Genomic DNA, 13760 nt, shown 5'->3' with positions numbered 1-13760 from the left:
ATCAGCTTGGGTTCCATAATGGTTGGCATGGGGTGGTCCTTTGGCAGCTGGGGACATGACGCCGATGTGACAGATTCGCGGCGTTGACACCGACTAGCACAGGCTTACCGTCGCGCCTAGATTTGCCTGACCAAGGATGACCAAAATGCCGCATATCGACTATTACTTTGCAACGATGTCGCCCTACACATATCTGTGCGGCGAACGCCTCGCTGCGATTGCCCAAAAACATGGCGCGACGCTCACCTATCGCCCGCTGGACATCATGGCGCTGTTTGCGCGCACCGGCGGTGTGCCCCCCAAGGACCGGCATCCGAACCGGCAGGCCTATCGTCTGCAGGATCTGGCGCGTCGGGCGGCGGTCACGGGTCTGCCGCTGAAGGTAAAGCCCGCCTATTGGCCGACCAATCCCGCGCCGTCGTCCTTTGCCATCATCGCGGCGCAGAATGCGGGCGCGCATGTGGGCGAACTGGTCCATGCGATCACCCGCGCCTGTTGGGCCGAAGATCGCGACATCAGCCAGGATGACGTGATCCGCGATTGTCTGGAAAAGGTGGGCCTTGATCCCGCGCTGGCGGATCGCGACATGATGACCAGTGCCGATATCTATGCACAAAACCTTGACCGCGCGGTGCTGGCCGGGGCGTTTGGCGCGCCGTTCTTCATCACCGATACCGATGCGCGTTTCTGGGGCGAGGATCGCCTGACCGATCTGGACCTGCATCTGTCCGGCAAGATCTGATGTCTGGGCAGAACGTGCGGGCTACCCCTGCAGCAGCGTCAGGAAATCACTGACGCTGGTTTCGGTCATCGACCAGTCGGTGACCAGACGCCCTGTCAGCATTTCATTGGGATCGCCCTGATCCGGATCGCCGGACATGACGTAATAGACCGCGCCCGCCGCCAGCATCCGCTGATGGTCGCGCCGTGGCATCTGGAAGAAGATGATATTGGCCTGCGGTTCAAACAGCATCTGCGCGGTATTGTGCGTGCGCAGACCCTGCGCCAGTTGGGCGGTGCGTGAATTGGCCTTGCGCGCCAGATCGAGCCAAAGATCATCGGCCAGATAGGCCTGCATCTGCGCCGACAGATAGCGGTGTTTGGACAGCAAATGCCCGCCGCGTTTGCGCCGGTATTCGAATTCTTGCGCCAGTTTGGGGTCAAAGATCACACAAGCCTCGACCCCCATTGCGCCATTCTTGGTGCCGCCGAAGCTGACGGCGTCGATGCCGGATTTCCATGTCATTTCTGCCGGGGTGCAATCCAGCGCGACCAGCGCATTGGCGAAACGTGCGCCGTCCAGATGGGTGGACAGGCCATAGTCGCGGGCGACAGCGGTCTGCGCGCTGATTTCATCTAAAGTGTAAACGGTGCCCTTTTCTGTCACCTGTGTCAGAGACACAGGCCCCCGTTGCGGGCCATGCACGCCGCGTGTTTCTTCGCCGCTGATCTTGCGGCGCAGGGCGTCGGCGGTCATTTTCCCGGCCTCGGCAGGGACCAGCGTCAGTTTGGCCTGGGTGTAGAATTCGGGGGCGTTGCATTCGTCTTCGTGGATATGTGCTACATCGGTGCAGAAAATCGTCTGCCACGGCTGGCACATGGTGGCGAGCAGCAGGGAATTGGCGGATGTGCCGTTGATGACCAGATAGACCGCCGCATCGGGGGCTTCGAACACATCGCGGATTTGCTCGCGCACCTCTGCCATGATCGGATCGGCGCCATAGCCAAGTGCATAGCCGGTGTTGGCCTTGACCAGCGCGTCCATGATCGCAGGATGGGCGGGGCCGGCGTTGTCAGAGGCAAAAAACATCTAAAGCGGTTCCTCGATTATGTAATCTTCCCAATCGTCTTCGTCGATCTCAAACTCCGGGACGGTCATGCCTTGCACCGAAACCCCCGCGCGATGCACGGATTGCGGGTCGCCTGATATCAGCGGGTGCCAGTCGAACAATTCGCGGCCTTCGGCGACAAGGCGATAGGCGCAGGTCTGCGGCAGCCAATACATGTTTTCGGCCAAGGTCTTGGGCGTCAGCACGATACATTCAGGCACGAATTGGTGCCGGATCGCGTAATTGGCGCAAAGGCAGCTTTCGTTATCCAGCAGGCGGCAGGCGACGCGGGTCATCGCGACCTCGCCTGTGTCTTCATCCTCCAGCTTGTTCAGGCAGCATTTGCCGCAGCCGTCGCACAAAGCCTCCCATTCCTGTTTATTCAGCTTGTCCATGGGTTTGTTGGCCCAAAACCGGGGCGCAAGGCCCGTGCGCGGGATGTCAGCGGACATCGGTCAGGATATCCCGTGCCTTGGCGCAATCGGCGTCCATCTGGGTGATCAGCGCATCAAGGCTGTCGAATTTCAGTTCCGGTCGCAGGTAATCGACCAGGGCGACGGACAGATGCGCGCCGTAAAGATCACCCTTGAAGTCAAAGATGAAGGTTTCGCAATTGGGGATATTTTCGCCGAACATCGGGCGCACACCGATGGAGGCGGCACCGATATATTGCCCGCGATGCGCGCCGGTCAGCACATTCACCTTGACCGCATAAACCCCGAATTTCGGCGGATGCAGCCCGGCAATCGACATATTGGCGGTGGGATAGCCCAGTTCGCGCCCGCGCTGGTGGCCACGGATCACTTCGCCTTCGATCCGGTGCCAATGGCCCAGCATCGCGGCGGCGTCACGCGGGCGGCCATCGCTGAGTGCTGTGCGGATCGCGGTGGACGAGATATTGTCGCCTTCAATCGCCATCAACGGCGCGACGGTCACACCGAACCCCATTTCCGCGCCGAAGGTTTGTAGATCGGTGACGGTGCCGGTCCGGTTCTTGCCGAAACAGAAATCGGCACCGACGACGACATGCACCAAACCCAGCTGGTCATGAATCACCTTTTGCGCGAATTCGCGGGGTGTCAGGCTGGCAAGGGCGGCGTTGAACGGGACTTCATAGAGTTTTTCGACGCCCAGTTTTGCCAGACGATTGGCGCGCGCCTCGGCGTTCATCAGGCGGAAAGGGCTGGTGTCGCGGCCAAAATAGCTGCGCGGATGGGGTTCAAAGGTCATGATTCCAAGCGGTGCGCCAATGGCCGTGGCGGCGTCGCGTGCAAGGTCGATCACCGCGCGGTGGCCCAGATGCACACCGTCGAAATTGCCGATGGCGGCGGCGGCGCCACGGTCGGTCGGGTCAATGAAAACGCTGTCGCGGATGATCTGCATAAAGGTGCGTAACCCGCCCGCAGGCGGCGCGCAAGATCAGTCGAACTTGCGTGATGGGGCCAGCACGACGGCGTCGCCTTCCAGCACCTTTTTGTCATTCACGATGCAGCGGGTGTTCATCGTCACGCGGCGGCGGGAATGGTCGATGTCGGTCACTTCCAGCTCTGCCAGCACCAGATCGCCGGGGCGGACAGGGGCGAGGAATTTCAGGTTTTGCCCCAGATAGACCGTGCCGTGGCCGGGCAATTGTTCCCCGATCACCGCAGAAACCAGCCCCGCCGTCAGCATCCCATGCGCGATGCGGCCGCCAAAGATGGTGTCTTGCGCGTAATCTTCATCCAGATGGACAGGGTTCCGGTCGGTCGATACCTCTGCGAACAATGCGATATCCCGGTCGGTGATCACCTTGGACAGGGACCGGGTCATGCCGATTTCGATGTCTTCGATACAGATCGTGCCGCGCGGTGCATTGTCCAACATTTCCAGCCCTTCAGATAATAAAAAGTCAGTTAATATGATGCTATTGAAATTTTATTACTTTGCAAGCGCAGAAAGATCAAGCCTTTCCTAGCGCAGAAAACCGATTGCATAGGTGGCGGTGGTCTGGGCCTTGGTCAGGAACGCCGCCAACGCCGCTGGTTCGGGCTGTTTGGTGGTGCGGGTTTCGGTCGCGGCCAGACCGCCGGTGATGAACAGCACGTCGATGTCTTCCTGCACGCCGCCCAGGACATCGGTATTTACCCCGTCACCGATGGCGATGATGCGGGGGGTTTCGGGCAATTCGTCCAGCTTTTCCAGCCTGCGTCGCGCCAGGTCATAGATCGGCGGATGCGGTTTGCCGAAATACAGGCTCTCGCCGCCCATTTCTGTATAAAGTGCTGCCAAAGCCCCGGCGCACCATTCACGCACCTCGCCCCGGTCCACGACGATATCGGGATTGGCGCAAAGCAGTTTCAGCCCTTTTTGCTTGGCGTAAAGGAAATCGGGGCGGTTGACGGCGATATCAGCCAAGGGATCGAAGGGGCCGCAGCAGACGATGCCTTCGGCCTCGGACAGTGGGACGGTCTGGATGTTCACCGGGTTGTCGATGACCCGCAGGGGGGTGAAGAATTCATCATCACGCGGGCTTTCGCCCATGAAATAGACCTTTTCCCCGATGATGCCCCGGAACATCGCGGCGCGCGCGCTGTCGCCGGAAGTGGCGATAGCGTCCCATGTATCCTCTGGCACGCCCATGTCGAAGATCTGACGCGCGACAGATTCCCACGGGCGGGGCGAATTGGTGACAAGCACCACCTTGCCACCGGTCGCGCGAAAGTTCTGCATCGCGGCCACCGCATCCGGAAACGCGGTGATGCCATTGTGCATACAGCCCCAGAGATCGACAAAGGCCACGTCGTATTGATCCGCGATTGCGGCGAAATTGTCGATGATCCGGGTCATTTTATGCTTTCAGAGTTTCAGGGCAGGAATGATCTGCAATTTGCGACTCATCACGCCGGGCAGGACAACGGTGTCGCCGGTGACGGTCACGCCAAAGGATTTTTCTGCCACTGACTTGGTCAGGTCATTGGGGATCAGCATCGTGGCTTCTTCGTTCAGGATATCCACGACGAACAGCAGGACCTGATCGACGCCATCGGCGGTCGCGACGGCAGGCATCGCGGCTGCCAGCGCATCCTTGCGGTCCAGCACCGCCTTGGGCGCTGTGGTTTCCAGAACCGAGACCCGGAATTTCGTGTCGCCGACGGCATATTCCTTGCTGTCCATGCGCAGCAATTCTTCGTCGGAAAAGGCGGATACGTCTGATTTCGCGGCGAACATTTCGTCCGCATAGGCGTTCAGGTCGATCCCCAGATCGGCGGCCAATGCTTCGGCCAGGTCCTTGTCCACGGGCGTTGTGGTGGGCGACCGGAACGCCAGCGTGTCGGACAGGATGCAGGACAGCATCAGGCCCTTGATCGCCTCGGGCATGTGGCTGGCGTGATCGCCCATCATTTGATGCATGATCGTGGCGGTGCAGGCCAGCGGGCGGATGGTGATGTTGATCGGCGTCTTGGTGACCAGACCGCCGGTCAGTTTGTGGTGGTCGATGATCGCCAAGATATCGGCATTGGCGATCCCGGCGGGCAGTTCGGCGGGGTTGTTGGTATCGACGATCACGCATTTCTGGTCGGCATCCACATCGGCGATGATGTCCGGCAGATCGAAACCCCAGCGTTTGGCGACGAAGGTGGCTTCTGTATTGGGCTGGCCCAAAAGCACCGCTTTGGCCGCGATCCCGGTGTGGTTCAGGAACCATTCCCAGATCAGCGGCGATCCGGTGCTGTCGGTATCGGGGGATTTATGGCCAAAAACGAGCGTTGTCATATGCAGGGCTTTCATTGGATGCGGATTTGGCCCGTATATAGAAGCCATGGCAGCCCCTGTCACCCCATCCAATCTTTGTTATATTCGCGCTTCACGACACCAACGCAGGTTTCCGCCATGCCGCCCATCCCCAAGCCCCGCCTGCGCGAGGCGGATCTATATCCGCCGGTGAAGGCCTATCTGCAGCAGCAAGGCTATGACGTGAAGGGCGAGGTGGGGGCGGCGGATATCGTCGCCTGTCGCGGCGATGACCTGCTGGTGGTGGAGCTGAAGCTGGGGTTTTCGCTGACGTTGTTGCAGCAGGCGGTGGACAGGCTGGCGCTGACCGATCTGGTCTATGTCGCGGTGCTAGCGGGTGCGCGGCCCAAGGCGATGGCGGCGAATGTGAAACTGGCCCGCCGGATCGGGTTCGGCGTGATGACCGTGCGCCTGCGCGACGGTTTCGTCGAGGTGCTGGCCGACCCCGGCCCCTATGCCGCGCGACAGTCGAAAACCAAGCGCGCGCGCCTGTTGCGGGCGTTCGCGCGGTTACAGGGCGATCCGAATGCGGGCGGTGCCACGCGCCACGGAATCGTCACCGGATACCGGCAGGACGCCGTCCGGTGTGCGCGGTTTCTGGCGGTGCATGGGGCGTCACCGGGGGCCAAGGTCAGGCAATGGGCCGAGGTACCGCAGGCGACCCGGATCATGGCGGATGATCATTACGGCTGGTTTGAACGTGTCGCGCGCGGTGTCTATGACCTGACGCCTGCGGGCCGTCAGGGGCTGGTGGATTTCGGCGATGAGGGCGATCAGTAACGCCGTTCCAGTTCCCAGCCATCATTGGCGAGCATGTTCAGCACGCCGTCTTCGCCGATCAGATGGGCAGCACCGAAGGCCAGAACGACCGTGTCGTTTTCGGCCATGGCATCCGCGATGACGGGCATCCAGTCGCGGTTGCGCCGGTTCAGCAAGGCATCTTCCATTTCGTCGAACAGGGCGGCGCCGGTTTCGGGGTCAAGGCCCGGCACATCGGCGACAGCAATGCGCGATACTTCCCATAATTCCCCGATCTGGCCGCTGAAGTAGCTGTCGAGCATGGCGACGAACATGCTTTGCTGCATGTCCGGGCTGATCAGGCTGAGGCGCAGCATGTCGATCTGTTCTTCTATCGTCCCGGTCTGGAAAATCTCGAACAGGGTGGTGATGGGTTCCAGCGCCTGCATCGGCACGTCATTTTCGTTGGCCAATGTGCCGATCATGCCGTCCAGCCCCTCGATCCCCGAGGCGAGCCCTTCCATCGCGCAGGGCGGAATGGCGAGGATGATCGACAAATACCAGGGTTGCATCTGGGCCGCCATGAACCCCGGCACGCCGCGGTTCGCCGATGCGTCCGACAGCAGCGCCCATGTGCCGTCGTCAAGAAGATCGGGCAGGGTCGGACCTTCGGTGATCAGGAACATGTCGGGCTGTTCGACCAGCATCGCCTCTAACGCGCGCTGATCGTCAGGGGTGGCTTCCAGCATGATCAGGTCGGCGGCGGCGATATCCTGGCTGATCATGTCGTAGATCGGTACCAGTCTTGGGTCAAAGATATGCATCGTGCCGACGACCGTCATCACCTGCCCGTCGCGGGTGGCGTCCCAGATCAGCCCTTGGGCATAGGGCATATCGGCGGTGGCCTGATCAAGTTCCATGCGCTGTTCATCGCTGAGCAGCTCAAGATAGCTGGTGCCCGTGCATTGTGCCGCGGCATGTCCTGCGGTCAGCAAAAGGGCGGCAGCGGCAAGGGTGCATCGGCGCATTGGGTTATCCTTTGTTCGTTTCATGCCCAGCTTATGCGCCGGACCCGCAGGGTCAATCGCATCTGCACCGCCCGGTCGGCCGGTTCATGCCAGCAGATCGGCCAGCGCGGCGGGATCGACGATTTCGATCCGGCGACGTGAGGTCTTGATCAGCCCCTGCCGCGTGAGCCGACCAATCGACCGGCTGACCATTTCGCGGTTCGCCCCGATATGCCCTCCGATTTCGGCGTGGGTCGGTGCCGGATCAATCACCGTGCCCTGCGTCATCGCCCCTTGCCCCGCAGCCAGACGCAGCAGATGAGCACCCACCCTTTGTTCCACGCTCAGCACGGCCAGTTCAATGGCCCGTTCGGTCAGGCTGCGAATCCGGCCTGCCATACTATGGGTGACCCGGTTGCGGATCACGGGAATCCTGTCGAAGAGCGCCAGAAAGCTGTGCCGTTGCATGGCCAGCACAAGTGCGTCGGTCTTCGCCACAACCGCCAGCGACCGCGCCTTTCCGTCAATCGCCGTGATTTCCCCGAAATAAGCCCCCACTTCGACCTGAGAAAACACGATTTCGCGCCCTTCGGCAGTCCACGCCACGGCCATCAGGCTGCCAGACAATAGAAAATACAGATCCTTGCAGCTGTCGTTCTGATGAAACAGGGTCTGCCAGGCAGAGAGGTTCTGTTCACAGACCTCCAGCGGGATTCCGGCCAGATCATCAGGACGCAGCCCATCAAACAGTGGTAACTGGTAAGACAACAATGTTTCCGGGGTCATGTTAGAATGACCTGCCATGGTGTCACGGTACCGGGTCTGTCCGCTAATTCTGCACAGTTCATCTGATCATGCCTCCTTTAGGTGGCATAAACGCTAGGATTATGTCCCTTGTGAGGTGTAATTCAGTCAGGAAGCATCCGGTTCCAACCAAGGTGCCGCAATCGTCACGGAAAGAACGGGCATTGCCCCGACGCGCGCTGACAGCCCGATCGTGCCGTGATGGGTTATTCCGTTCGCGGTCGGATAAAGATGGTCAAGCAAGGCGAGATACCCTGCCATCCGGTGTCCGCCACAATTCAGGACCCTCTGGCTGATTCTGTCATCATTCCCCAAAGCGGCAGCAGGTAGAAAGACAGACAGTGCAGGCGGCTGACCTGCGGGGCGGGCAGTCAGGCTGAAGCCGAGTGTGGCGGCCGGCAAAGCCCCCGACATGGCGGTTTCGGTCAGCCCTTCCATCGCAAGCGCAAGGGAATCGGGCGAAACATCGGCGATTTCTGCCAGCGGCGGCAGGTGGGGGAGTGTTGCCTGTGTGATCTTGCCGTGGATCGTGACGCTTCCGGTGGCGCTGTCACATTCCAGCATGGTCAGCGCGCGATTATCGCCCAGCGTCTGCAATGATCTGCTGACCGATGGCATCAGCAGCGTCGCAAGGTCTGCGGCCGTCGGTGGGATCTCTGCCAAAAGCTTTGTCTGGCGCCGCCCACCGTTTTGCCAAATGTTCAGGCGCGCGCCATAGGTCAGGTCAGCGCCACATTGCGCCGCAGCAATCACGTCGCGCAGCGCGGCATCAGGCGCATTGCCACTCAGATCGTTGATCAATGTACAGACTTTGTTCAACCGTTCGGCGGGATCGCGGGCGGGGTCATCCACTTCTGTCGTGACGCACAGCCCGGCCTGGCCGGCGGTAAAGACCACCTCAGCCGGGGCGCCGGTGCCGGTGAGTGAGCTTGCCTGCCAGTCTGCCCAGCCGGAATGGTCCATCACACCGATATCATGCAGGGCGCGTTCCATCGCTTCGCCGTTTTTTCCCCGTCGGCGCAGAAACCAACACCATTCAACATCATTACGCGCTGAGGTAGAACGGGGAAAACCGAACATCACAAAACCTTACAATTTGAGGGTGCGTTCGAATGTTAGCGCACAATGTAAAGCTTTACTGTGCTTTTTGACACTGATTCGCGACTTGCACAAAAAAAGGTGACGCGTCGTGGGCTTGACAAACACCCTTGGTCGGCAAGCATGGCGTGACACAGGATGCGGGGCCGGGCGATGTTAAGGCGATTGGGGTCAGGCTTGATCTTGCTGGGGCTCATCTACAGCGTCTATTGGTTTGCCGCGTCGCAGGTGCTGCGCGCTGGCGCGGACAAGGCGGCTGTTGCGCTGGCCGAAGAAGGTATCGACCTGCGCATCGGTGCAGTCGATACGGCGGGGTTTCCGGCGCGGTTCGATCTTGCGCTGCGTGATGTGCAGATCGCGCAGGCCGGTTGGGGCTGGCAGGGTGCTGTACTGCATGTACAGGCGGACAGCTATAACCCGCTGGCGGTACAACTGGCGTTTCCGCTGGAACAGACCCTCGTTCTGGGCGGTCAGACGCTGCGTGTGACCAGTCAGGACTGGCGCGCCGATGCCGCAGTCCGGCCCAATGCGCGGCTGTCTTTTGACCGTGGCCACGTGCAGATGGGTCAGACGATAGCAGTCTCGGACGCAGGGTGGCAAATGGGCCTTGCGCAGATGCACGCGGGGCTGGCCCATGTTGCTGGCACGTCTGCAAGCTATGATGCCGATCTGGCGGCGGAGCGGATCGACCTGCCTTTGGTGCTGCGCGACAGGATCGATCCCGCAGGCAGGCTTGGCCCGCAGGTGGGTTCCGTCAGCGGGAATAGTCGGCTGACCTTTGCCCGCCCGCTGGACCGTGATCTGCGCGGCGTGCTGCCGGATCTGGACCATCTGGCATTGCATGACCTGCGCCTTGACTGGGGCCCTGTCGCGGTTGCAGCCAGTGGCGATATCGCGATTGATTCCGCCGGTCTGCCCACCGGCCAGATCACATTGCGCACCGGACAATGGGAAATTCTGGTCGATGTGCTGACCAGTGCGGGGGTGATCGACACAGGTGTCGCCAGCACGATCAGCAGGCTGGCGGGATTCATGGCCGATGCCGATGGCGTGCTGACCGTGCCGGTCACGTTTCAGGATGGTGTGATGCTTGTCGCGCTGGTCCCCGTCGGCCCTGCGCCGCGTCTGCGCTAGCTGCTGCCGAAAAGCCCGGTCAATGCGCGTCGCACCAATGCCGTGACCGAAGGGCGTGGCGTGGCGTGAAACGGCAGTGGGCGGCACACCTCCATCGCGGCGACGCCGACGCGGGCGGTCAATGCGCCGTTCACAATGCCTTCGCCGAAACGACGCGACACTTTGGCAAGGATACCGCCCCCCGCAATCGTGCCGATCAGATCGTCCCCCACCGCCAGCGCGCCGGTGGCCACCAGATGCGCCAGCACCCCGCGCGTCAGCCGCCAGGACCCCAGCGTGCCTGCGCGTCCGCCATAAATTTCCGCGATGCGTCGGATCATCCGCAGATTGGCGGTCAACGCGGTGATCAGATCGGCGAGCGCCAGCGGCACAAAGGCGGTGACCATGGCGACCTGACGCGCTGCCGCCTCGACCTCGCGGGTGGCGCGGGCGTCCAGGGGTTGCAGCAGGGTCATTTCCGTCAGCGCCAGAAGCGCATCGGCATCCAGCACATCACCTTTGCGCTGCGCCAGTTCGGCCTTGCCCCAGGCGGTATCGGCCCGCCCGGCGTAAAGATTGTCCAGCGCGCCAAGCACGCCCTGCGCGGCTTTCAGGTCATTGCCAAGCAGGGCATCGCGCGCGCGGATCTGGATGGTGTCCAGCTTGCGCAGACGTCCGAAGGCCGCGAGTTCGCGAAAGCCGATGATCAGCAGGACCAGCAGCAGGAGCCCGATCAGGACCGTCGCGATCCAGCCAAGTATCGGCGCGCGCGACAGCAGGCCCGTGACATAATCCCACGCGGCAAGTGACACGATAAATCCGGTCAGCGCGACGGCCAGTGACCAGAACCAGCGCGACAAGCGCGATGGTTTCCGGCCTGCCACGACCGCGATCCGCTGCATCGCGGCGTTGTTGATCTCGGGCACGGCCGGGGCGGCGTCGGGGCGCGCGGCGTCGTTGTCATCCAGATCGATCAGGATGGGGCCACGGGTCATAGCCGATCCCCCAGCAAAAATTGCGCTGCCTTGTCCAGCCGGATATGCGGTGGTCCGTCGCCGGGGCGCAGGGTCAGCCTTGCGGGGGCGAAATTCATCACGCTGTAATCCGCGTCCAGCCATTTTTCCGCGCCTTCGCGCGCAGGCGTCAGCAGATGGGCGGGATCGTCGGGCAGTTTGCCGGGATAGAATGCGGCCTGTTTGCCGCCGTCTAGCAAGCGCCCGCGCACCACGTCGAGCGGGCCGCTGGCATGATCCACCCTGTCTTCGACCGTGGTGCGCAGGGCGGCAATCGCCATCGCGCCGGTCTGCGCCCCTGCGAAATCGGCGCGGTCGCGTGCGTCGCGCAGCAACGCTTGGGTGATCGCGGTCAGTTGCGGATGCTGGCTGTGGTGCAGATGGTCGGCCTTGGTCGCGGCAAACAGGATTTTCTCGACCCGCCGCCCCTGGAAAATCCGCGTCAGAAAGGCGTTGCGCCCCGGTTTGAACGCGCCCAGCACAGCAGCCATGGCGCGGCGCAGATCCTCTAACGCCGCAGGCCCGGCATGGATCGCGCCCAGCACATCGACCAGCACGATCTGCCGGTCGATTTTCGCGAAATGGTCGCGAAAGAAGGGGCGGATGATATTGGCCTTGTAGCTGTCAAAGCGTCTTTCCATCTCGCGCCCCAGTGATTTGCGCGCGAAACTGTCGCCGGGCAGCGGCGCAAAGGTCAGCACCGGGGACCCGGCCAGATCGCCGGGCAGCAGGAACCGTCCGGGGGTACAATCGGAAAACCCCGCCTCGCGCGATGCATTCAGATGGGTGGTGAAGGCGGCGGCAAGGGATTCTGCCGTGGCTTCTGACAAAGGTGCGTTCGCGTCGGTCCCAGCGGCCAGCGCCAGATAGGCGTCGCCCCCCGGCCTGCCTTTGGCGCGCGCCAGGGCGGCCTTGGCCCATTGCGCATAGCTTTGGTCCAGCAGCCCCAGATCCAGCAGCCATTCGCCCGGATAATCCACGATATCGATGTGGATCGTGCGCGGCCCGGACAGGCCGGACAGCAACCCGCTGGGTTGCACGCGCAGGGACAGGCGCAATTCGCTGATCTGCCGGGTGCCTTGCGGCCAGCTTGGGTCGGGTGCCGTCAGCCGTGCGAGGTGGGTTTCATAGGCAAAGCGCGGCACGGTATCATCGGGCTGCGGTTGCAGGAAGGCCGCCTGTATCGCGCCATTGGCTGCCGCCAGTTGCGGCATCCGGCCCCGGTCCATCAGATTGGCGACCAGCGACGTGATGAACACCGTCTTGCCCGCCCGCGAAAGGCCGGTCACACCCAGCCGGATCACCTGATCGCTGAAAGGGGCGGTCAGCGCGCTGGTCACGCCTTCGACGCGGCGGGTAATCTGATCGGCGATTGCGGCGATAACCAAGACGGGACCTTTCGATGTGTTCGCAAACAGATAAGCATGCAGGGCTGCGATGTGTAGGATTGATTTCGCTGGCCTGCGCGCCTAATCGGGGTGCATGCCGCGTTATGCCCTTTTAGTCGAATATCATGGTGCGCCTTTCGCTGGCTGGCAGCGACAGAATGATCACCCGTCGGTGCAGGGCGCGATCGAGGCCGCGCTGGCGAAACTTGAACCCGGACCCCATACCATTGCTGCCGCAGGGCGCACCGATGCAGGGGTCCATGCGACGGGGCAGGTGGCGCATTGCGATCTGCGCCGCGACTGGGACCCTTTCCGCCTGTCAGAGGCGTTGAATTACCATCTTAAACCCGCGCCGGTCGCGATCCTGCGCTGTGCTGTGGTCGCTGACGATTGGCACGCAAGATTTGATGCGCTGGAACGGCGCTATCTGTTCCGGCTGATCTCGCGCCGCGCGCCGCTGACATCCCAGGCGGGACAGATGTGGCGTGTCAATCACACGCTGGATGCGCAGGCGATGCAGGCCGGTGCCGATCATCTGCTGGGGTGTCATGATTTCACGACCTTCCGGTCATCGATCTGTCAGGCGAAAAGCCCGGTGAAGACGCTGGACGAACTGCGGATCGAGGTGGTGCCGCGCGACATCGGCACCGAATACAGGTTTCATGTCCGCGCGCGGTCATTCCTACATAACCAGGTACGTAGTTTTGTCGGGACGTTGGAACGTGTCGGCGCGGGGGCCTGGCAGCCGGACGATGTGCGCCGCGTGCTGGAGGCGCGCGACCGCGCCGCCTGCGGGCCGGTCTGTCCGCCGCAGGGGCTGTATCTGGCGGGAGTGCGCTATCCCGTTGATCCGTTTGCTATCGGGTAACAGGCCGCGCCCCGGTTCAGGCTGCTGCGCCTTCCCGCTGTGCGGTCCTGACCGCGGCCGGACGGTCGCGGCAGCGTTGCACCCATGACGCGATCGCCGGATCGTCTGGCGTCATGTCGGGGAACCACAGG

General features: G+C 62.1%; 15 protein-coding genes. 4 read left to right on the top strand and 11 right to left on the bottom strand.

Annotation, left to right across the window (positions count from 1 at the left end; genetic code table 11):
• Window positions 1–145: 145 nt before the first annotated feature.
• Complete coding sequence (locus tag ACK4TM_RS14200) at window positions 146–742, top strand: 2-hydroxychromene-2-carboxylate isomerase (RefSeq protein ID WP_409702390.1); 597 nt, start codon at window positions 146–148, stop codon at window positions 740–742.
• A gap of 21 nt (window positions 743–763) precedes the next feature.
• On the opposite strand, the gene ACK4TM_RS14195 is transcribed toward ACK4TM_RS14200, so the two are convergent.
• From ACK4TM_RS14195 to ACK4TM_RS14170, 6 genes are all read right to left on the bottom strand, one after another.
• Entirely contained in the window at window positions 764–1810 is a 1047-nt protein-coding gene (locus ACK4TM_RS14195; protein ID WP_409702388.1) for a threonine aldolase family protein, read from the bottom strand.
• Window positions 1811–2281 (bottom strand): YcgN family cysteine cluster protein, encoded by a 471-nt coding sequence (locus tag ACK4TM_RS14190; protein ID WP_409702386.1) that lies wholly within the window; start codon window positions 2279–2281, stop codon window positions 1811–1813.
• Window positions 2271–3212: a bifunctional riboflavin kinase/FAD synthetase gene (locus tag ACK4TM_RS14185; RefSeq protein WP_409702384.1), complete on the bottom strand. Its 942-nt coding sequence runs from the start codon at window positions 3210–3212 to the stop codon at window positions 2271–2273. Before ACK4TM_RS14185 ends, ACK4TM_RS14190 begins: the two co-directional genes overlap by 11 nt.
• 36 nt (window positions 3213–3248) lie before the next feature.
• Window positions 3249–3692 carry a MaoC family dehydratase gene (locus ACK4TM_RS14180; RefSeq protein ID WP_409702382.1) on the bottom strand — a complete coding sequence of 148 codons (444 nt, stop codon included), beginning with the start codon at window positions 3690–3692 and terminating at the stop codon, window positions 3249–3251.
• Between the two features lie 87 nt (window positions 3693–3779).
• Window positions 3780–4655, bottom strand: a complete 876-nt coding sequence (locus ACK4TM_RS14175; protein WP_409702380.1) for a TIGR01459 family HAD-type hydrolase — start codon at window positions 4653–4655, stop codon at window positions 3780–3782.
• 9 nt (window positions 4656–4664) lie between these two features.
• A complete protein-coding gene (locus ACK4TM_RS14170) occupies window positions 4665–5582 on the bottom strand; it encodes a manganese-dependent inorganic pyrophosphatase (RefSeq protein WP_409702378.1) in 918 nt (305 codons plus the stop codon).
• Between the two features lie 117 nt (window positions 5583–5699).
• On the opposite strand from ACK4TM_RS14170, the gene ACK4TM_RS14165 reads away from it, so the two are divergent.
• A complete protein-coding gene (locus ACK4TM_RS14165; RefSeq protein WP_409702376.1) occupies window positions 5700–6380 on the top strand; it encodes a DUF2161 domain-containing phosphodiesterase in 681 nt (226 codons plus the stop codon).
• Here ACK4TM_RS14165 and ACK4TM_RS14160 read toward each other — a convergent pair.
• From ACK4TM_RS14160 to ACK4TM_RS14150, 3 genes are all read right to left on the bottom strand, one after another.
• Window positions 6374–7366, bottom strand: a complete 993-nt coding sequence (locus tag ACK4TM_RS14160; protein WP_409702374.1) for a TraB/GumN family protein — start codon at window positions 7364–7366, stop codon at window positions 6374–6376. The two genes, ACK4TM_RS14165 and ACK4TM_RS14160, sit on opposite strands and share 7 nt — an antisense overlap.
• Window positions 7367–7450: 84 nt before the next feature.
• Window positions 7451–8131 (bottom strand): Crp/Fnr family transcriptional regulator, encoded by a 681-nt coding sequence (locus tag ACK4TM_RS14155; RefSeq protein WP_409702372.1) that lies wholly within the window; start codon window positions 8129–8131, stop codon window positions 7451–7453.
• 126 nt (window positions 8132–8257) lie between these two features.
• Window positions 8258–9142: a hypothetical protein gene (locus ACK4TM_RS14150; RefSeq protein WP_409702370.1), complete on the bottom strand. Its 885-nt coding sequence runs from the start codon at window positions 9140–9142 to the stop codon at window positions 8258–8260.
• 288 nt (window positions 9143–9430) lie between these two features.
• Between ACK4TM_RS14150 and ACK4TM_RS14145 the strand changes: the two genes are divergently transcribed.
• Complete coding sequence (locus ACK4TM_RS14145; RefSeq protein ID WP_409702368.1) at window positions 9431–10381, top strand: DUF2125 domain-containing protein; 951 nt, start codon at window positions 9431–9433, stop codon at window positions 10379–10381.
• On the opposite strand, the gene ACK4TM_RS14140 is transcribed toward ACK4TM_RS14145, so the two are convergent.
• Together ACK4TM_RS14140 and ACK4TM_RS14135 are read right to left on the bottom strand one after the other, a co-directional pair.
• Window positions 10378–11355, bottom strand: coding sequence for a YcjF family protein (locus ACK4TM_RS14140; protein ID WP_409702366.1), 978 nt, complete (start codon window positions 11353–11355; stop codon window positions 10378–10380). The genes ACK4TM_RS14145 and ACK4TM_RS14140 overlap by 4 nt on opposite strands.
• The gene (locus tag ACK4TM_RS14135) at window positions 11352–12761 is read right to left on the bottom strand and encodes a YcjX family protein (protein WP_409702364.1); all 1410 of its coding nucleotides are present in this window, start codon (window positions 12759–12761) and stop codon (window positions 11352–11354) included. The genes ACK4TM_RS14140 and ACK4TM_RS14135 overlap by 4 nt, the downstream gene beginning before the upstream one ends.
• 94 nt (window positions 12762–12855) lie before the next feature.
• Here ACK4TM_RS14135 and truA point away from each other — a divergent pair, with 94 nt between their 5' ends.
• Window positions 12856–13629, top strand: coding sequence for a tRNA pseudouridine(38-40) synthase TruA (truA, locus tag ACK4TM_RS14130; RefSeq protein ID WP_409702362.1), 774 nt, complete (start codon window positions 12856–12858; stop codon window positions 13627–13629).
• Window positions 13630–13760: the final 131 nt, after the last annotated feature.

The organism is Yoonia sp., from assembly GCF_046292185.1.
Lineage (GTDB): Bacteria > Pseudomonadota > Alphaproteobacteria > Rhodobacterales > Rhodobacteraceae > Yoonia.
The sequence above is the reverse complement of the archived record's forward strand: the minus strand, read 5'-3'. Positions and strand labels throughout refer to the sequence as shown.

Coding starts and splice junctions, on each gene's coding strand:
- ACK4TM_RS14150 (WP_409702370.1), bottom strand. CDS start 9,142: ATGGAACGCGCCCTGCATGATATCGGTGTGATGGACCATTCCGGCTGG.
- ACK4TM_RS14140 (WP_409702366.1), bottom strand. CDS start 11,355: ATGACCCGTGGCCCCATCCTGATCGATCTGGATGACAACGACGCCGCG.
- ACK4TM_RS14165 (WP_409702376.1), top strand. CDS start 5,700: ATGCCGCCCATCCCCAAGCCCCGCCTGCGCGAGGCGGATCTATATCCG.
- ACK4TM_RS14200 (WP_409702390.1), top strand. CDS start 146: ATGCCGCATATCGACTATTACTTTGCAACGATGTCGCCCTACACATAT.
- ACK4TM_RS14180 (WP_409702382.1), bottom strand. CDS start 3,692: ATGTTGGACAATGCACCGCGCGGCACGATCTGTATCGAAGACATCGAA.
- ACK4TM_RS14190 (WP_409702386.1), bottom strand. CDS start 2,281: ATGTCCGCTGACATCCCGCGCACGGGCCTTGCGCCCCGGTTTTGGGCC.
- truA (WP_409702362.1), top strand. CDS start 12,856: ATGCCGCGTTATGCCCTTTTAGTCGAATATCATGGTGCGCCTTTCGCT.
- ACK4TM_RS14155 (WP_409702372.1), bottom strand. CDS start 8,131: ATGACCCCGGAAACATTGTTGTCTTACCAGTTACCACTGTTTGATGGG.
- ACK4TM_RS14175 (WP_409702380.1), bottom strand. CDS start 4,655: ATGACCCGGATCATCGACAATTTCGCCGCAATCGCGGATCAATACGAC.
- ACK4TM_RS14170 (WP_409702378.1), bottom strand. CDS start 5,582: ATGACAACGCTCGTTTTTGGCCATAAATCCCCCGATACCGACAGCACC.
- ACK4TM_RS14185 (WP_409702384.1), bottom strand. CDS start 3,212: ATGCAGATCATCCGCGACAGCGTTTTCATTGACCCGACCGACCGTGGC.
- ACK4TM_RS14160 (WP_409702374.1), bottom strand. CDS start 7,366: ATGCGCCGATGCACCCTTGCCGCTGCCGCCCTTTTGCTGACCGCAGGA.
- ACK4TM_RS14195 (WP_409702388.1), bottom strand. CDS start 1,810: ATGTTTTTTGCCTCTGACAACGCCGGCCCCGCCCATCCTGCGATCATG.